The following is an 18,265-nucleotide window of genomic DNA, read 5'->3' as shown; positions in this document are numbered from 1 at the left end:
AAGCCCGCGCGCGGTCCGCTGGCCAGCAGCCGCAGGTCGCTGCACACCTTGGACAGCTTCACCGCCGTCCGTTTCAGCACCCCGGACACGGTCAGGAACCCTCAGTCACTGCCACTGCCTGCCTCAGCCCTCGCTGACGCCCAACTGCTCCAGGATCAGTTCCTTGACGCGGGCCGCGTCGGCCTGACCCCGGGTCGCCTTCATGACGGCGCCGACCAGGGCGCCGACCGCGGCCACCTTGCCGCCGCGGATCTTGTCGGCGATGCCCGGGTTGCCGGCGATGGCGTCCTGGACGGCCGTGCCCAGCGCACCGTCGTCGGAGACGACCTTCAGACCGCGCTTCTCGACGACCTCGTCCGGAGTGCCCTCGCCCGCGAGGACACCCTCGATGACCTGACGGGCCAGCTTGTCGTTCAGGTCGCCGGCGGTGACCAGCTCGGTGACCCGGGCGACCTGCTCGGGCGTGATGGCCAGCGCGTCGAGCGGGGTGCCCGACTCGTTGGCGCTGCGCGCGAGTTCGCCCATCCACCACTTGCGGGCGGAGGCCGCGTCGGCACCGGCGTCGATGGTGGCGACGATCAGGTCGATGGCACCGGCGTTGAGCATCGACTGCATGTCGGTCGCCGTGACACCCCACTCGGCGAGAAGCCGGTTGCGGCGGGCCAGCGGCAGTTCGGGCAGCCCGGCGCGGATCTCCTCGACCCACTCGCGGGAGGGGGCCACCGGCACCAGGTCCGGCTCGGGGAAGTACCGGTAGTCCTCGGCCTCCTCCTTCACACGGCCCGAGGTCGTCGACCCGGTGTCCTCGTGGAAGTGCCGGGTCTCCTGGATGATCGTCCCGCCCGCGTTCAGTACGGCGGCGTGCCGCTGGATCTCGAAACGGGCCGCACGCTCCACGGAGCGCAGCGAGTTGACGTTCTTCGTCTCGCTCCGGGTGCCGAACTTCTCCCGGCCGTGCGGGCGCAGCGACAGGTTCACGTCGCAGCGCATCTGCCCCTGCTCCATGCGGGCTTCCGAGACACCGAGCGCCTTGATGAGTTCGCGCAGCTCGGCGACGTACGCCTTGGCGACCTCGGGGGCACGCTCACCGGCGCCCTCGATCGGCTTGGTGACGATCTCGATGAGGGGGATGCCGGCGCGGTTGTAGTCGAGGAGCGAGTGCGAGGCACCGTGGATACGGCCCGTCGCGCCACCGACGTGCAGCGACTTGCCGGTGTCCTCCTCCATGTGGGCGCGTTCGATCTCCACCCGGAAGGTCTCGCCGTCCTCCAGCTGGACGTCGAGGTAGCCGTTGAAGGCGATCGGCTCGTCGTACTGGGAGGTCTGGAAGTTCTTCGGCATGTCCGGATAGAAGTAGTTCTTCCGGGCGAAGCGACACCACTCGGCGATCTCGCAGTGCAGCGCGAGACCGATCCTGATGGCGGACTCGATGCCGATCGCGTTGACGACCGGAAGCGCGCCGGGCATGCCGAGGCAGGTGGGGCAGGTCTGCGAGTTGGGCTCGGCGCCCAGCTCGGTCGAACAGCCGCAGAACATCTTGGTCTTGGTGCCGAGTTCGACATGGACCTCAAGGCCCATGACGGGGTCGTACGTCGCCAGGGCGTCCTCGTACGAAACCAACTCGTCGGTCGTGGTGGTCACGGTGAAAACTTCCCTCTCAGCCCAGCAGGACGTCGTCGTCGCCCAGCCGCTTCAGCTCGCGGTAGAGGATGGCGAGGCCGGTGACGATGGCGGCGGCGGACACGGCCGCGTCGATGAGGCGCAGCGTGTCGCTCTCCGAGCGGGCCTTCTTGGCCTGCTTGGCGACGCTGACGGCACCGAACGCGGTGGTCGCGATGGACAGGTACGTGCCGGACTTGGACTTCTTGAAGCCCTTGGCCTTCGAAAGAGCCTTGCTCACAGCGACGGAGCCTCCTCTAGCAGCGGGTGCCCCCACTTTTCCACGAAGGCGGCCTCGACGGCGGCGCCGACCCTGTAAAGACGGTCGTCCTTCAGCGCCGGGGCGATGATCTGGAGCCCGACCGGCAGCCCGTCCTCCGGCGCGAGACCGCAGGGCAGGGACATGGCCGAGTTGCCGGCCAGGTTGGTCGGGATGGTGCAGAGGTCCGCGAGGTACATCGCCATCGGGTCGTCGGCGCGCTCGCCGATCGGGAAGGCGGTGGTGGGCGTCGTCGGGGAGACGATCACGTCCACCGACTCGAACGCCTTCTCGAAGTCGCGGGTGATGAGCGTACGGACCTTCTGGGCGCTGCCGTAGTACGCGTCGTAGTAGCCGGAGCTGAGCGCGTACGTGCCGAGCATGATGCGGCGCTTGACCTCGGGGCCGAAGCCCTCCGCGCGGGTCAGCGAGGTGACCTCCTCGGCGGAGTGCGTGCCGTCGTCACCGCTGCGCAGGCCGTAGCGGAGCCCGTCGAAGCGGGCGAGGTTGGACGAGCACTCGCTCGGCGCGATCAGGTAGTACGCGGACAGCGCCAGATCGAAGGACGGACAGTCCAGCTCGACGATCTCGGCGCCCAGTTCCTTCAGCAGGGCGACGGACTCGTCGAAGCGCTGAATGACGCCGGCCTGGTAGCCCTCGCCGCGGAACTGCTTGACGACGCCGACGCGCATGCCGTCGACGCTGCCGTTGCGGGCTGCCTCGACGACCGGCGGGACCGGCGCGTCGATCGACGTCGAGTCGAGCGGGTCGTGCCCGGCGATGACCTCGTGGAGGAGCGCGGCGTCCAGGACCGTACGGGCGCAGGGCCCGCCCTGGTCGAGGGAGGACGAGAACGCGACCATGCCGTACCGCGAGACGGCCCCGTACGTCGGCTTGACGCCGACCGTGCCGGTGACGGAGGCGGGCTGGCGGATGGAACCGCCGGTGTCCGTACCGATGGCCAGCGGCGCCTGGAAGGAGGCGAGCGCGGCGGACGAACCGCCGCCGGAGCCGCCGGGGATGCGGGTGAGGTCCCACGGGTTGCCGGTCGGCCCGTACGCGCTGTTCTCGGTGCTGGACCCCATGGCGAACTCGTCCATGTTGGTCTTGCCGAGGATGACGACGTCGGCGGCCTTCAGCCGCTTGGTGACGGTCGCGTCGTACGGCGGGATCCACCCCTCGAGCATCTTGGACCCGACGGTGGTCGGAATCCCCTCGGTGGTGAAGATGTCCTTGAGCGCCAGGGGTACGCCGGCCAGCGGGCCCAGCGTCTCCCCGCGCTCGCGCTTGGCGTCGACGGCACGGGCCTGGGCGAGGGCGCCCTCCCGGTCGACGTGCAGGAAGGCGTGCACCTTCTCGTCGACGGCCTCGATCCGGGCCAGGTGGGCCTCGGTGACCTGGACGGCGGTGAGCTCGCCGGAAGCGATCTTCGCGGCGGTCTCGGCGGCGGTGAGCCGGATGATGTTGACGTTGATGTCCGTCATGGTGATTAGTCCTCCCCCAGGATCTGCGGCACCTTGAAACGCTGCTGCTCCTGGGCGGGGGCGCCGGAGAGCGCCTGCGCGGGGGTGAGCGACGGACGGACCTCGTCCGCGCGCATGACGTTCGTCAGCGGCAGCGGGTGCGAGGTCGGCGGTACGTCTTGGTCGGCGACCTCGCTGACGCGGGCGACCGCGCCGATGATGTCGTCGAGCTGGCCTGCGAAGTGGTCGAGCTCTTCGCCCTTCAGCTCCAGACGCGCCAGCCGTGCGAGGTGGGCGACCTCCTCGCGCGTGATGCCAGGCATGCAGCGATCCTCTGGGTGAGTGCGGTGTGGGTTTTGGCCCCAATCCTAGGGGGCAGGGAAGACACCCGGCGCACGGGTTTGTTTCAGCGCACGCGAGGCCGCCGATGGTGGGCACCCCCCACAGGCGACGTCAGCCTCTAACGGGCGCTGAACGGGCGGTGCGCGGGTGGGAGATCTCCCCTATGACTCCGCGGCCGGCAGAGCCGCCCGCGGCCGCTGCCACCCACGGGTCCCCCGCGCCAGCAACCACGCCGTGGCCTCCTCCGGAGGCATCGCGGCGGCGACCAGCCACCCCTGCACCGCGTCACACCCCATGTCCCGCAACCGCTCCCACGTCTCGTCGTCCTCCACACCCTCGGCTACCACGAGCAGCCCCAGGGAATGCGCGAGGTCCACGGTGCACCGCACGATCTCCGAGTCCTCCGTGTCCACCGCCAGCCGCGCCACGAACGACCGGTCGATCTTCAGCTCGCTCACCGGCAGCCGCCGCAGATGCACCAGCGACGAGTAGCCCGTCCCGAAGTCGTCGAGCGACATCTTCACGCCGTGCGCGGTCAGCGCGGCGAGGGTGTCCGCGGCCTTCTGCGGGTCCTCCAGGAGCACGTGTTCCGTTATCTCCAGCTGGAGCGCCCCCGGCGGGACCCCGTGCCGGGCCAGCCGCGCGGCGACGGATCCCGCGAAGCCGGGGGTGTGGACGTCGCGTGGGGACACGTTGACGGCGACCGGGACGAACAGCCCCTGGGAGCGCCACTTGGCGACCTGTTCGAGCGCTGTCTCCAGCACGTACTCCGTGAGGTGGGGCATCAGCCCGGACGACTCGGCGATGGCTATGAACTCGTCCGGCGGTACCTTCCCGCGCTCCGGGTGCACCCACCGCACCAGTGCCTCAAGGCCGGCTACCTGCCCGTCGAAGCGCACCTTGGGCTGATAGTGCAGTTCGACCTCGTGCGCGTCGAGCGCGCGCCGCAGGTCGCCCAGCAGGCCCAGTCGGTCCGGGGTGTTCGAGTCCCGCTTGATCTCGTACACCTCGACGCCCGTGCGGTCCCGTTTCGCCTGGTACATCGCGACGTCGGCGCGCCGCAGCAGCCCCTCCGCGTCGAGGGCGTGGTCGGGGAAGACGGCGAGGCCGGCACTGGCCTCCAGGACGAGGGTGAGTCCGTCGAGGTCGAGCGGGGAGCCCAGCACGGTGACCAGGTTGCGGGCGACGCGGGTGGCCGACGTCGTGGAGTCGACGACCGGCAGTAACACGGCGAACTCGTCGCCGCCGAGCCGTGCGGCCTCCGCGCCGCGCGGCAGTGCGAGGCGCAGCCTGTCGGCTATCTGGAGGAGGAGGCGGTCACCGGCGAGGTGTCCCAGTGTGTCGTTCACCGACCGGAAGCGGTCGAGGTCTATGAGCATCAACGCGGCCCGTGCGTCGATGCGTTCGGCATCGTCGAGGGCCGTCCAGGTCCGTTCCAGGAGCCACTGTCTGTTGGGCAGTCCGGTCAGCGGGTCGCGGAGCTGTTCCTCGGCCCGCGCCCTGGCTATCCACAGGGTGGAGTCGAGGGCGATGAGGGGGATGGCGAACAGCGGCAGCAGGATCGGCAGGGCGACGGCGATGACGCAGATGAGCGGCGCGATGGCGAGCAGCGCGATCGCGACCAGACCCTGTCTGACCAGGGCGGAGCGGGCGGCGGTGGGCAGTCCGCCGCGCGGGGTGTGCAGATACCAGAGCAGGGTGCGAGTGACCGCGAGGTAGGTGACCGCGACCAGCATCACCTCGGGTGCCGTGTAGAGGCTCCAGGTCTGGGGGTCCCACGGTGTCTCGACCGACGGGACCCGGCCGAACGCGGCGAGCACCAGCGCGCCGGCACCGATGCCGAGGATGTCCACCGCGCCGTGCAGGAGGCCCTGGCGCCAGCGGTGGCGGCGGGCGGCACCGACCAGGACGACGACGGTGAGGCTGACCATGCCGGCCGGGACCCAGCCGTACAGCAGGAGTACGGCGAGGGTGAGGGCGGCGCCGGAGCCGGTGCCGCCCCACCAGCGGGCGCGGCCGAGGGCGACGAGGTGGCCGACGATGACGCCGGTGAGGACAGCGAGGGCCCAGCCGGCGGTGCCGGCGGGGAAGAGCGCGCTGTGGCCGGTGAAGCCGCGGTAGAAGCCGGCGCCGAGGACGAACCCGGCCGCCGCGACGACCGCCGCGGGCAGTGCGGGCCAGGAGAGCTGGCGTGCGGGGTCGTGCGCGTGCAGGTGGGCGACGCGTTCCTCGGCGGTGAGATGGGCCGACAGGGGGGTCGACACCCTGCTGTCGGCGACGATGCGCTGTCCGGTGCCGGTGCCCGTGCCGATGCCGCTTGCGCCGCCGGTCCTGCTCGCCGGTCCGCTCGTCCGTACGCCGACGCCCGCCCGTTCCAGGAAGCGTGCCGTCCGGCGGGCCTGGCGCGGTTCCCGGTCGGTCTCGGAGCGGCCGGTGAGGAGGGCGGAGCCCCAGCGCCAGGCGCCGGATATCCGGCCTCCGCGCAGCCGTGAGGGAGGGGCGGCGCTATCGGTCGGTTCCATTCCCGTCCCTCTCACAGCCGGCGGTGCCCACGCCACGCGGTCCGATGTCCGTCACCCGTCAACGGCACCGCGTCCGAAACCGCATCCGGGCACGGCAGGCGCATGCGTCAACAGTAGGCCGCGGAAGGCTTCCACGGGCAGCGGTCGTCGACGGTTGCCCGAATGCGACACGGGCACCCGTATGCATCTGGTATGCGCCGATCGGGTGGTCTTCAACCCCTACTCCTCGTTCGGGAGCGCCGCTTCGGCCGCTGCGTCGGGCCCCTGTTCGAGCAGTACGGCAAAGCCGTCCTCATTCAGCACAGGCACCTTCAACTGCATGGCCTTGTCGAACTTCGAACCAGGATTGTCACCCACAACCACGAATGACGTCTTCTTCGAAACAGAACCGGTCACTTTTGCTCCACGGCTCTGCAGCGCCTCTTTCGCGCCGTCCCTGGTGTGGTGTTCGAGGGTGCCGGTCACGACGACGGTGAGCCCTTCGAGCGGGCGCGGCCCCTCGTCCTCACCGGAGCTCTCCTCCTCCATACGGACCCCGGCGGCCCGCCACTTGCGCAGGATCTCCTGGTGCCAGTCGACCGCGAACCACTCCTTGAGCGAGGCCGCGATGATCGGGCCCACCCCGTCCGTGGTGGCCAGCTCCTCCTCGGAGGCCTGCTCAATGCGCTCGATCGAGCGGAATTCACGGGCCAGCGCCTCGGCGGCGACCGGGCCGACGTGCCGGATCGACAGACCGGTGATGATCCGGGCGAGCGGCCGGTCCTTGGCGGCGGCGATGTTGGCGAGCATCGACACCGCGTTCTTCCGGGGCTCGCCCTCCTGGTTGGCGAAGACCGTGACGATCTTCTCCTCGCCGGTCTTCGGGTCCCGCTTGGGCAGCCCGCTGTCCTGGTCCAGGACGTACGCCTTGATGGGCAGCAGCCGCTCGATGGTGAGGTCGAAGAGGTCGCCCTCGTCGACGAGCGGCGGCTCGGAGGGCTCCAGCGGCTTGGTGAGCGCGGCGGCGGCCACATAGCCGAAGTTCTCGATGTCCAGGCACTTGCGGCCGCCGAGATAGAACAGCCGCTCCCTCAACTGGGCCGGGCAGCTCTGCCCGTTGGGGCAGCGGAGGTCGACGTCGGCCTCCTTCATGGGCCGTAGCGCCGTACCGCACTCGGGGCACTCGGCCGGCATCACGAACGGCTTCTCCGTGCCGTCGCGCAGGTCGGCGACCGGGCCGAGGATCTCCGGGATGACGTCACCGGCCTTGCGCAGCACCACGGTGTCGCCGATGAGCACGCCCTTGGCCTTGACGACGTCCTGGTTGTGCAGCGTGGCGAACTCGACCTCCGAGCCGGCCACCGTCACCGGCTCGACCTGCGCGTACGGGGTGACCCTGCCCGTACGCCCCACGCCCACGCGGATGTTGATGAGCTTGGTGTTGACCTCCTCGGGCGCGTACTTCCACGCGATCGCCCAGCGCGGGGCACGGGAGGTCGAGCCGAGGCGGCCCTGCAACGGGATCTCGTCGAGCTTGACGACGACCCCGTCGATCTCGTGTTCCACGGAGTGCCGGTTCTCGCCGTAGTACGCGATGAACTCCCGTACGCCGTCGAGGTCGTCGACCTCCTTCGCGTACCGCGTGGTCGGCAGGCCCCACTCGTGCAGCAGGGTGTACGCCTCGGAGAGGCGGGTGAGCGGGTCGTAACCCTCCAGGGCACCGATGCCGTGGACCACCATGTGCAGGGGCCGCGTCGCGGTGACGCGCGGGTCCTTCTGGCGGAGCGAACCGGCCGCCGCGTTGCGCGGGTTGGCGAACGGCTTGTCGCCGCCCTCCACCAGACGGGCGTTCAGCTCCTCGAACTTCTCCATCGGGAAGTAGACCTCGCCGCGGATCTCCACCAGGTCCGGGACACGCTCGCCCGTCAGCCGGTCCGGGATCTCTGCGATGGTCCGCACGTTCGGCGTGATGTCCTCGCCGGTGCGGCCGTCGCCGCGGGTCGCCGCGCGGGTGAGCCGCCCGTGCTCGTACGTCAGGTTGACGGCGAGGCCGTCGACCTTCAGCTCGCACAGGAAGTGGTGCTCGGAGGCGCCGACGTCCTTGTGGACGCGCTCCGCCCACGCCGCGAGTTCCAGGTCGTCGAAGGCGTTGTCGAGGGAGAGCATCCGCGAGCGGTGCTGCACGGAGGTGAACTCCGTCTCGTACGCCCCCGAGACCTTCTGGGTCGGGGAGTCGGGCGTGCGCAGCTCCGGATACTCCTCCTCCAGCGCCTCCAGGGAGCGCAGCAGCTTGTCGAAGTCCGCGTCGCTGACGACAGGCGCGTCGTTCACGTAGTACCGGAAGCGGTGCTCCTCGACGCGCTCGGCGATCTGGGCGTGCCTGTCGCGCGCCTCGGCGGGCACCGATGTGGTCTGTGCGTGCTGTTCGCCGGCCACCGTGTTGTCCTCCCGTTACTCTGGGTTGTCCGCGAGTGATCTCGCCGCCTCGACGCAGTGGGCGAGCGCCGCCCGTGCGTACCGCGGGGAAGCGCCCGCGAGTCCGCACGACGGAGTGACCGTGACCGCCTCCGCGAGAAGTCCCGGATGCAGCCCCAACCTGCGCCACAGCGTTCTGACACCACTGACGCTACCGGCAGGGTCTGACAATGGGCCGTCCGTGCCCGGCACGACACCGGCGAACAGCCGCAGGCCGCCTTCCACCGCCTCGCCGATCGCGTCGTCATCACGCTCGGTGAGGAGCGAGAAGTCGAAGGAGACGGCGGCGGCACCGGCCCGGTGGAGCAGGCCGAACGGGACGTCCGGCGCGCAGGAGTGGACGATGACGGGCCCGTCGCCGTGCACGCCGATGACGTTCCGGAGGGTCCCTTCGACGACCTGGCGGTCGGCGGCGCGGTGGGTGCGGTAGCCGCTGGCGCTCCTCACATGGCCGCGCAGTACGGGCATGAGGGACGGTTCGTCGAGTTGCAGGACGAGTTGGGCGCCAGGGATACGGCGGCGCAGCTCGTCGAGGTGGAGGCGGATGCCCTCGGTGAGGGAACCGGCGAGGTCGCGGCAGGCGCCGGGGTCGGAGAGGGCGAGCTCGCCGTTCCTGAGTTCGAGGGCGGCGGCCAGCGTCCAGGGGCCCACGACCTGCACCTTCACCTGGCCCTCGTACCCCTGGGTGAACTCCTCCAGTGCGTCGAGGTCCTCGCCGAGCCAGGAGCGGGCCCGCTTGGTGTCCCGGCCCGGGCGGTCGCCGAGGCGCCAGCCGCTGGGCTCCACGCGCGCGTACATCTCGACGAGCAGTCCGGCGGTGCGGCCGATCATGTCGGCGCCGGGGCCGCGGGCGGGCAGTTCGGGCAGGAAGGGGAAGTCCTCGAAGGAGCCGGTGGCCGTCTTGACTGCTTCCCGGGCGTCGCCGCCGGGGAGGGAGCCGATGCCGGTGGCGGGGCCGAAGGTGGGGGTCGCGTTCACGGGGGAAGCCTATGTTTCCTCGCCCCCGCCGCCCCTACCCGTCCCATCCCGCACCTGGGGGCCACGCCCCCAGACCCCCGCAGCCGGCCCTGAAGGGGCCTTGTCCTCAAACGCCGGACAGGCTAAACGAACCCCGGGCGTACCGTCACGTCGTTGATCTCCGCGTCCCGGGGGAGGTCCAGGGCCAGCAGGATCGTCGTCGCCACCGACTCGGGGTCGATCCACTTCGACGGGTCGTACTCCTTGCCCTCGTGCTGGTGCACCTTCGCCTGCATCGGGCTCGCCGTACGCCCCGGGTACACCGTCGTCACCCGCACCCCGGCCCCGTGTTCCTCCTGGCGCAACGAGTCCGCGAGGGCCTTGAGGCCGTGCTTGGACGCCGCGTACGCCGACCAGTTGGCACCCGCGCTCAGGCCCGCGCCGGAGTTGACGAAGATCACCTGGCCCTGGGAGACGCGGAGTTGGGGCAGCAGGTGACGGGTCAGTTCGGCGGGGGCGAGCAGGTTGACGTTGAGCTGATGGCGCCAGGCCTTTGGGGTCAGGTCGCCGACCGGGCCGAGGTCGACCACGCCCGCGATGTGCATCAGGGAGTCCACCCGGTCCGGCAGCGACTGGTGGGAGAACGCCCAGGAGAGACGGTCCGGGTCGGCCAGGTCCCCCACCAGCGTCCTCGCGCCCGGGAACTCCGCCGCCAGTTCCTTCGCCCGCCCCGCGTCACGCGCGTGCAGCACGATGTCGTCCCCGCGCGCGTGAAGCCGCCGCGCGACCGCCGCACCGATACCCGAACCCGCCCCGGTGATCACATGAGTAGCCATACCCGCCATGCTCGCATCACCGGAGCGCACACTCGCTCCCGGCGGGAACAACCCCGGCCGCCCGAACGCTTTCCAGGTATGGCCCAAGGACACACGATCACCATCGAGCAGACCGACGACCGCGTACGCGTCGTCCACGGCGACCAGGTGCTCGCCGAGAGCGGGCGCGCGCTCGTGCTGCGCGAGACCGGCTGTCCCCCGCGCTACTACCTCCCCGCCGAGGACGTCCGCCTCGATCTGCTGACGCCCTCCGATACCCACTCGTACTGCCCCTTCAAGGGCACGGCGTCCTACTGGTCCCTCCCCGACGCCGCCGACCTCGTCTGGGCGTACCCCGAGCCGAAGGCGGAGGTGGCCCGGATAAAGGACCACCTCTGCTTCTACGAGGTGGAGACCCTGTAGACCGCTCTGGTCCTACTCCACCGGTTCCGTCACGAACCGCACGCGCTGCTCCAGCTTCCTGGCCACCGCCTGCGCCTCCTCCGGGGTGTCCGCGCCGACCGCGATGTGGCCGACGCGGTTCCCGACCGACCGGTGCGCCTCGACGACGGTGCCGGGGGCGATGGCCAGTTCCGCGTGGAGGACGGCGGGGTGGGCCAGCACCTCGTCCCAGCCCTCGATCGCCAGCAGGCGGCCCGGCGGCGGCGTCAGGAAGCGGATCGCCGAGCCGCGTACGGGCTTCAGCGCGGCCGTGTCGACCGGGTTGCCCAGGACGTCGTCGTAGACCAGGCCGAACCACTCCAGGCCCGGGATCACGTGGGGCAGCATGCGGTGGATCCAGCCGCCGGCGTTGCGGACGTGGACCTCGCCCAGGACCACGCCGTGCTCGGTCCACCACAGCTCGACGTGGAACTGGCCGAAGCTCAGGCCGAGAGCCCGCAGGGCGGCGACGACCTGCAGTTCGATCTCGGCGGCGGTCGGGTCGGGCAGGATCGCCGGGATGACGTACTCGACCTCGAAGAAGTTGGGCGGCGGCAGCAGCTCCTTGGAGGTCAGCGCGAGGATGTGGGGAACCCCGCCGAGAAACACCCCCTCCGCGCTGTACTCGGGCCCTTCCACGAACTCCTCGACGATGAAGGACACTTCGCCCGGCTCGCCGCCCCCGCCGGGTCCGCCCGGCAGGAAGTCCAGAGCCGCCGACAGCTCCTCGGCGGTGTCGATGCGGGTCACGCCCTCGCTGCCCATGGCGTCACGCGGCTTGACCACCCAGGGGCCCGTGGAGCCGGCCAGGAACTCGCGCGCCTCCGGCTCCGTCGCGCAGACCTGGAAGCGGGGCTGGCGGAATCCGGCGGCGGTGAGATGGGCGCGCGCCTCGTCCTTCGTACGGACCCGGTGTACGGCCTCCGGCGCGTTGCCCGGCAGGCCGAGCGCGTCGGCGACCTCGGCCACCGCCTCCTGTGCCATCTCCCGTACGCCGAAGACGACGTCGTAGCGCTCCCCTGACGAGACGCGCTCGCGTACCCACTCGGCGCTGGCGCCACGTACCGAGAAGTCGACCGCCGAGGCCGTGTCGGCGAGGGCGTTGACGGTCGGGGTGGCGGCCAGGGTGGCTTCCTGGTTGGTGAGGTGGATGTTCAGGCCGCGCGTGCGGGCCTGCCGCAGTGCCGCCGAGACGACGTCCACGGCGAGCGTGGCGTCTCCCGCGCCGCCGACGAAGAGGAGGTGAGGGCTGCTCGCCTCGGCCATGTGTGCTCCTGGGTGGTGAAGTTGCGGGCGGTGGTGGGGTGTTCGGGCATGTGGGGGTGTACGGGCGCCGTGCGGGTCAGGGCGTCAGCAGGAGCTTGCCCGTCGTGGCGCGGCCTTCCAGCAGTCGGTGTGCCTCGGCCGCGTCCGCGAGCGGGAGTGCCGCGTGGAGCAGCGGCTTCAGCACTCCGGACGCCAGGTGTTCGAAGACGGCGCCGCCGGCCGCGCGCAGCGTCCGGGCGTCGTACACGTAGTCCCTCATCGTGGGCCTGGTCAGGAACAACGAGCCCCCGTCACGCAGGAGTTCGATGTCCAGCGGCGGCACGGGACCGCTGGACAGACCACAGAGGGCGAGCGTGCCCCGGCGGCCGAGGCTGCGCAGGCTGGTGAGGTGGGTCGTGGCGCCGACCGAGTCGTAGACGACCTGCGCGCCCTGACCGTCCGTCACTTCCCTTACCCGTGCGTCGAACTGCTCGTAGCCGAAGGTGTGGTGGGCGCCTGACTGGCGGGCGACCTCCTGCTTCTCGGGGGTGGAGGCGACCGCGACGACGGTGGCCCCACGGGCAGCGGCCAGCTGGACCAGGAGCCGGCCGAGGCCGCCGGCCGCCGCCAGGACGACCACCGTCTCGCCCTTGGCGACGGGGTGTGTCTCGTGGGTGAGGTAGTACGCGGCGAGGCCCTGGAGGGTCACGGCGGCGGCGTCGGTCAGGTCCACGCCGTCGGGTACCGGGATCAGCTTGTCCTCGGGGACCACCGTGTACTCGGCGTAGGCGCCCAGTTGGGAGGCGTACGCGACCCGCGCGCCCGGCGCGAATCCGCTGACGCCCGCACCGACGGCCTCCACCACACCGGCGGCCTCCTGGCCCGGGGTGAAGGGGGGCTCGGCGGGGTAGGTGCCGTCGCGGTAGTAGACGTCGATGTAGTTGACGCCGACGGCGGTGTTGCGGACCAGTGCCTGACCGGGGCCGGCGACCGGCAACTCGGTCTGCTCCAGGCGGAGTTCGGACGGGTCGCCGGGCCGGGTGACGCGGATGGACTGCATGGTTCTCTTCCCACTCCTGGGTCGTGCCGTGCGGTTCGATGGGGTCGGGTCAGCTCAAGTCGGGTCAGGGGCAGGTCATTTCGGGGCCGCGGGGGCCTCCGTCACGGAGTTCTCGGCCAGGTGCCGCCCCGCCGCGCTGCCGCTCGTGCTCTCGCCGAAGATGCCGAGGAAATAGTTGATGTCCGACGTCAGCCCCTTCACCATGTCGCCGAGCCGGGACTCCCCGCCCGCGGCGAGGCTCTGCTGGTGGTGCTTGCGGGTGCGGGCGGAGAACGGCAGTGATCCCGTGGCGAAGTAGCGTATGGCACCGTCGGACGCCCGGCGCGGAATGATCTCCGAGCGCGCCGAACGGCTCGCGCTGAACGGGATGTCGAGCCGCCCCTCCTCGAACGCCGCCGGAATCTCCTTGTGGAGGTCGGACGTCGAGAGGATCGGTTCGACGATCTCGGCCACCTCCCGCAGGATCCAGTCCAGTTCGGTGCCGATGCGGTCCTCGTCGAGCGTGATGAAGTCCAGGAGCGGGGAGTTGGCGCGCGAGGCGAGCAGCAGTCCGTCGATGTTGGCGCGGGTGTCGGGAATGCCGTGCGCCTCCTGGTACGTCTTGCTGATCAGCTTGCTCGCGCCACCGAGCCGGGCGACGAGGGCGCCGTAGAGGATGAGGTCCTCGGCGTGGGGCCGCTGCTTGGGGAAGACGCCCATGAACTCGTGGAGCACGGCGTGGACTTCGAGCCCGTCGGGCAGATAGCGGGCCGCGAGTTCGGGGACGGCCCGCAGGGCTGCCACGTCCTGTTCGAAGTGCCCGCCCTGCGGATACGCCACCGAGATGCACCGCACCCCTTCGCGCGCCGCCGCCACCGCCTCCAGCACGCTGATCGCGAGGGAGATGGACGGCGGCACGAGTACGGCGGTCAGGGTGCCGAACGTCTCGCGGTCCACCACCAGTCCGTGCCGGGCCAGTTCACCGCACCGGGCGTCGACGTCGCGCCAGGCCGCGAGGGACTCGGCGAGCGGGATGTCCTTGCAGTACGGCAGGTTGTACGAGATGCCGCCGCCCTCGAACGAGGTGATGCCGGACGCCACCGTCACCTCGAACAGCAGCCGTGCGTCGGGCGTCCCGTGCCGGATCTCCAGCGGCGCGGCCACCGCCTCGTTGAGCTCGCGCCCCTTCACCCAGCCGTGGGCGACCAGCGGATACCCGTTCAGGTCGGCGGGGTTGCGTGCCAGGACGTCGCGGGCCCTGTCGAACTGCTTCAGCCGGGTGTACGAGTCGATGGTGAGCGTGAGGATGTCGGGCCGGGCGTGCCGCTCCAGGTCCTGGAGCAGCGTTGTCATCTGGACGTGGCTGCCGACCCCGCAACGGGGTTGCAGTGCGAGCCGCCCCGCCGCCCGTGCGTCCCGCAGCACCTCGGCGACGGTGGGTTTTCCCAGCTGTCGTACGTAGGCCACGGACTCGGCGAGTTCGGGGAGCGGCGGGGCGGTGTCGCTCATGAGGCGGCGACCGGGGACACCGTGGTGGCGCGCGTCCGCAACTCGGCCAGGGCGCTGGGCAGTTCGTCCAGGTCGGACAGGACGACGTCGACGCCCAGTCCGTACAGCCGCTCGTGGTCGGCGGCACCCTTGTAGCTGCCGACGGAGAGGTTCCCGCCGAGGATCACCGGGCAGTCCAGGCGGCCGGCGGCGCGGGCGGCGGGCAGTTCCTGGAGGTCGGCATGGGCGTGACCGTTGAGGCTGCCGATGATCACCGCCTCGGCCTCGGGGTGTTCGGCGTGTGCTTCGGCGAATTCGGCGACCGAGGTACAGGCGCCGAGATTGACGACCCGGAATCCTTCGGCGCGCAGTGCGTGGGCGATGAGGTGATTGGCCACGACATGGCTGTCGCTGGCCGCCACCCCGAGAATTACGGTACGTGTCACTTTCTGCTGTGACGTTTCTTCTTCTTTTTCTTTTTCTGCGTTCTGCCGCATGGCGAGCCCCCGGGATCTACGAACGGAATCTTGGGATGAATGTCGACCGGATCGGTCACGGTCATCGCGTGCATTCAGTCGTCGAATGCGGCGAACAGTTCCCGTTTGCTGACCGCACGCAGTCTCGCGACATTGAATTCCTCCGGATCGGCGACGGAGAGCGAGTCGAATACGAGGTTGATCGCGGGTACGAGACCCCAGGCATGCGTGTAGGGCGACCAGCCGGGGCTGCCCTTTTCCAGGTCCGCCTGGCGTTCGAAGATGTAGTTCGCCCACTGGTGGGTGGACGGATACCGGTGGTGGAAGTCGTGGACCACCGTGTCGCCGGTGAGGACGAGATAGCGGGCCGGCGCGTGCACGAACAGCATGCGCAGGGACCATCGCCCCCAGGCTGCGGCCCGGCGCAGCGGCGGCAGGTCGGGAGCGGGCGCCGCCTCGCCGATGAAGATGGCGTTGGTGAGGCCGCCGAAGTACTCCTTGCCGCGCCGGACAGTGAGGTCCCTGGCCGGGAAGGTGTGCTTGACGCACAGCCGCAGGGTGTTGCTGATCTGGAAGAGCGGGATCAGCGGAACGAACCATACGATCAGCAGGACCGGCCAGGTCCCGGTCAGGACGGTGGCCGCGATCACGGTCGGGTAGAGGGCGAGGAAGGTCGCCTTCTCGGCCCGCGCCGAGCCGTGCCAGAACGAACGGGCGCGTGCCACCAGGAAGTTCAGATGGAACCAGGGTGACACCAGCCTGCCGAGGACACGCCGCCACATCTGCCGCCGGGTCATCCCGGGGTGCAGGTTCAGGCTGACCAGGAAGGCCTGGACGGTGGGGTCGCGCAGGGTCATGTGGTGGGCGGCGTGGTGGTCACTGACGTGCTCGCGGCTGTAGCGGACGAAGTTCTGGATGACCAGCACGCTGGAGGTGAGCCGGCCTATCGCGGTGTCCAGGCGTCGTCTTCGGTACATGTTCCGGTGGGAGCACTGGTGGTAGACCATCATGCGCAGGTTGCGCATGCCGTGCAGGGTGACTGCCCAGCCCGCGGGCACCAGCAGCAGCCAGGCGCCGCCCAGGACGAGTCCGGCGCAGCCGGCGGCGACGCCGAGAGCCATGGAGAGATACGCCGTCAGAAGGTGGAATCCTGGCGTCCACCAGGATATGGGACGCTGGCCGGTCAGGGCCTTTCCGGTGAAAAGGGTGAGTGGGTACTGGGTGAACCGGGGCAGGGCGCGCATGGTTTCGCGAGGATCCGAACAATCCGCAATGCCTTGGGTCCGGTAGCCACTGTCGATGGCTGCCATCGCACTCCTCTAGGTCAGGGATCTGAGGTGCCTGACATTCGATAGCCCGGTCGGGCCCTCGGAATATCGGCACACGAAAGGTCTGTGACTGGGTGCGTGTTGATCCTGACAGGCGGTCACCTACAGGGTCAACCTTTTACAGGTAAACTGGGCAGAAACACGACCGATTATTGATCGATCGGCGGGTTGATATTCGCTCGAATTCAGGGCGCGGAAACCGCTGGAATGCGCGACCGCGCGCGAATTCACGCGAGCTAAGCGGGCGCATCCTGGGTGCGGGGCGGTTCCGGCTCGGGAACGGGGTCGGGCAGGACCCTGCGGACCCGCACCGGGGAGAGGAAGACGGGCAGGAAGGCCGTCGACACGAACACGCCGCCCACCCACAACGTGGCCTGGACTCCGACGAGTTCGCCGAGCAGACCGGAGATCGCGGCACCGACCGCCAGGGCGCCCGTCAGCAGGAACCGGAACGTCGCGTTCATCCGGCCGAGCAGCGAGCCGGGGGTCATCCGCTGCCGCAGGCTGACTCCGAGCACGTTGTCCATGCCCACCTTGAACATGGCCAAACACCAGCCGGCGCCCGCGAGGAACAACCACGGCCCCCGGTCGACCAGCGGTACGAGCAGCCCTGCCGGGGCCAGACACACCCCGGCCAGACCGAGCGTACGGCCGAATCCCAGCCGCGCGCTGATGGGCCGCGCGCTGCGGGCGCCGATCAGCAGTCCGATCCCGCCGGCTCCCCAGAACAGGCCCAACGCGGCGCCCGGCAGGCCGAGTTCGCGGACGAACCAGATCGGCAGCATGGTGTTGATGACGGCGGAGCCGAGATTGGCGAGGGCCGCGGTGAGCACCAGTGCCCGAAGTTCCGGGTTGCCGAAGACATGCCGTACGCCCTCGGCGATCTGGGTGCGGAGCCGGTTGCCCGCCCCGTTTTGGGCCCTGCTGGACGGCGGAGTGCGCCGGATCCCGATGAGTCCGAGCCCGGAGGCCAGATAGGTGCCGGCCGAGACCAGTACGGCCGCGGGTGCGCTGAGCAGCGAGACGAGTCCGCCGCCCGCGCTGCGGCCCAGTACGTTGCCCGCGGCGATCAGCGTGTTGATGTCCGCGTTGGCCTGAACCAGCGCTTCTTTGCCGACCAGTTGGGGCAGCACGCTCTGTGAACCCACGTCGAAGAACACCGTCGCGCAGCCGCTGAGCAGGACGACCGCGTAGAGCTGGCCCAGGGTGAGCGCGTCCAGCCACCAGGCCAGCGGCACGGAGGCGTAGAGCAGGGCGCGGCACAGGTCGGCGGCGATCAGGACCCGGCGATGACTGAGCCGGTCCACCCAGGCCCCGGCCGGCAGGCCGATGACCAGGAAGGCGATCGTGCTGAGGGTGGCGAGGGCGCCGACCTGGCCCGGCCCGGCGTCCAGCGCGGCCACGGCGACCAGGGGTACGGCGACGTAACTGACGTTGCTGCCCAGCTGACTGAGCGCGGATGCGGTGAACAGCGTGCGGAAGTCGGCTGTCCGCCAAGGGGAGTCGGGTCGCATGATCCGTTCGTCCGGTGGGGTCGGTGAAAGCGGAAGGAGGGCGCACGGCGGCGCGGGAGCAGGTGGGGGGGCTCCCGGGGACCTACGGGCGCGGCGGGTTCGGCCTGTGCGCCGGCCGTCGTACAGCTGGATCGGCGGAGTCGGCCGGCGGATCTGCCGCACCCCTACAGAAAGGCGCAATTCCATGCCGTCTTGGCCGGAATACACCCGCCAGAAGATTGCTCACTCTTGCCCCCGTTCCGCTTCTTCCTCTTCGAGGTGGC

At 70.3% G+C, this 18,265-nt stretch carries 15 protein-coding genes; 1 reads left to right on the top strand and 14 read right to left on the bottom strand.

What is annotated here, in order from left to right; genetic code table 11:
• Positions 1-123 precede the first annotated feature (123 nt).
• From gatB to STRTUCAR8_RS23050, 8 genes are all read right to left on the bottom strand, one after another.
• Positions 124-1,641, bottom strand: a complete 1,518-nt coding sequence (gatB, locus tag STRTUCAR8_RS23085; protein WP_006378344.1) for an Asp-tRNA(Asn)/Glu-tRNA(Gln) amidotransferase subunit GatB — start codon at positions 1,639-1,641, stop codon at positions 124-126.
• Positions 1,642-1,657: 16 nt separating this feature from the next.
• The gene (locus tag STRTUCAR8_RS23080) at positions 1,658-1,900 is read right to left on the bottom strand and encodes a hypothetical protein (protein WP_006378318.1); all 243 of its coding nucleotides are present in this window, start codon (positions 1,898-1,900) and stop codon (positions 1,658-1,660) included.
• A complete protein-coding gene (gene gatA / locus STRTUCAR8_RS23075; RefSeq protein ID WP_006378324.1) occupies positions 1,897-3,402 on the bottom strand; it encodes an Asp-tRNA(Asn)/Glu-tRNA(Gln) amidotransferase subunit GatA in 1,506 nt (501 codons plus the stop codon). Before gatA ends, STRTUCAR8_RS23080 begins: the two co-directional genes overlap by 4 nt.
• Positions 3,403-3,407: 5 nt before the next feature.
• Positions 3,408-3,704: an Asp-tRNA(Asn)/Glu-tRNA(Gln) amidotransferase subunit GatC gene (gene gatC, locus STRTUCAR8_RS23070; RefSeq protein ID WP_003966094.1), complete on the bottom strand. Its 297-nt coding sequence runs from the start codon at positions 3,702-3,704 to the stop codon at positions 3,408-3,410.
• Positions 3,705-3,884: 180 nt separating this feature from the next.
• On the bottom strand, positions 3,885-6,245 hold the full coding sequence (locus STRTUCAR8_RS23065) for a putative bifunctional diguanylate cyclase/phosphodiesterase (protein ID WP_006378336.1): 2,361 nt from the start codon (positions 6,243-6,245) through the stop codon (positions 3,885-3,887).
• 219 nt (positions 6,246-6,464) lie between these two features.
• Positions 6,465-8,660, bottom strand: a complete 2,196-nt coding sequence (gene ligA, locus STRTUCAR8_RS23060) for an NAD-dependent DNA ligase LigA (RefSeq protein ID WP_006378340.1) — start codon at positions 8,658-8,660, stop codon at positions 6,465-6,467.
• 15 nt (positions 8,661-8,675) lie between these two features.
• Positions 8,676-9,677, bottom strand: a complete 1,002-nt coding sequence (locus tag STRTUCAR8_RS23055) for a methionine synthase (RefSeq protein ID WP_006378335.1) — start codon at positions 9,675-9,677, stop codon at positions 8,676-8,678.
• A 122-nt stretch (positions 9,678-9,799) separates the two neighbouring features.
• A complete protein-coding gene (locus tag STRTUCAR8_RS23050; protein WP_078507281.1) occupies positions 9,800-10,501 on the bottom strand; it encodes an SDR family oxidoreductase in 702 nt (233 codons plus the stop codon).
• Positions 10,502-10,570: 69 nt separating this feature from the next.
• Between STRTUCAR8_RS23050 and STRTUCAR8_RS23045 the strand changes: the two genes are divergently transcribed.
• Positions 10,571-10,894, top strand: a complete 324-nt coding sequence (locus tag STRTUCAR8_RS23045) for a DUF427 domain-containing protein (RefSeq protein WP_006378345.1) — start codon at positions 10,571-10,573, stop codon at positions 10,892-10,894.
• A 12-nt stretch (positions 10,895-10,906) separates the two neighbouring features.
• On the opposite strand, the gene STRTUCAR8_RS23040 is transcribed toward STRTUCAR8_RS23045, so the two are convergent.
• The 6 genes from STRTUCAR8_RS23040 to STRTUCAR8_RS23015 all read right to left on the bottom strand — a co-directional run bounded on the left by STRTUCAR8_RS23040 (position 10,907) and on the right by STRTUCAR8_RS23015 (position 18,002).
• On the bottom strand, positions 10,907-12,178 hold the full coding sequence (locus STRTUCAR8_RS23040; RefSeq protein ID WP_006378319.1) for an ATP-grasp domain-containing protein: 1,272 nt from the start codon (positions 12,176-12,178) through the stop codon (positions 10,907-10,909).
• Between the two features lie 76 nt (positions 12,179-12,254).
• Positions 12,255-13,217: a quinone oxidoreductase family protein gene (locus STRTUCAR8_RS23035; protein WP_006378326.1), complete on the bottom strand. Its 963-nt coding sequence runs from the start codon at positions 13,215-13,217 to the stop codon at positions 12,255-12,257.
• Between the two features lie 75 nt (positions 13,218-13,292).
• Positions 13,293-14,705: a putative methylaspartate mutase, E subunit gene (locus tag STRTUCAR8_RS23030; protein ID WP_006378322.1), complete on the bottom strand. Its 1,413-nt coding sequence runs from the start codon at positions 14,703-14,705 to the stop codon at positions 13,293-13,295.
• Positions 14,702-15,130, bottom strand: a complete 429-nt coding sequence (locus tag STRTUCAR8_RS23025) for a cobalamin-dependent protein (RefSeq protein ID WP_052350909.1) — start codon at positions 15,128-15,130, stop codon at positions 14,702-14,704. Before STRTUCAR8_RS23025 ends, STRTUCAR8_RS23030 begins: the two co-directional genes overlap by 4 nt.
• Positions 15,131-15,255: 125 nt before the next feature.
• Positions 15,256-16,404 carry a fatty acid desaturase gene (locus STRTUCAR8_RS23020; RefSeq protein WP_100247630.1) on the bottom strand — a complete coding sequence of 383 codons (1,149 nt, stop codon included), beginning with the start codon at positions 16,402-16,404 and terminating at the stop codon, positions 15,256-15,258.
• 320 nt (positions 16,405-16,724) lie between these two features.
• A complete protein-coding gene (locus STRTUCAR8_RS23015; protein WP_044472707.1) occupies positions 16,725-18,002 on the bottom strand; it encodes an MFS transporter in 1,278 nt (425 codons plus the stop codon).
• Positions 18,003-18,265: the final 263 nt, after the last annotated feature.

It is taken from the genome of Streptomyces turgidiscabies Car8 (genome assembly GCF_000331005.1).
Taxonomy (GTDB): Bacteria; Actinomycetota; Actinomycetes; order Streptomycetales; family Streptomycetaceae; genus Streptomyces; species Streptomyces turgidiscabies.
Note: the sequence above shows the minus strand (reverse complement) of the source record. Positions and strands in the feature narration are given on the sequence as shown.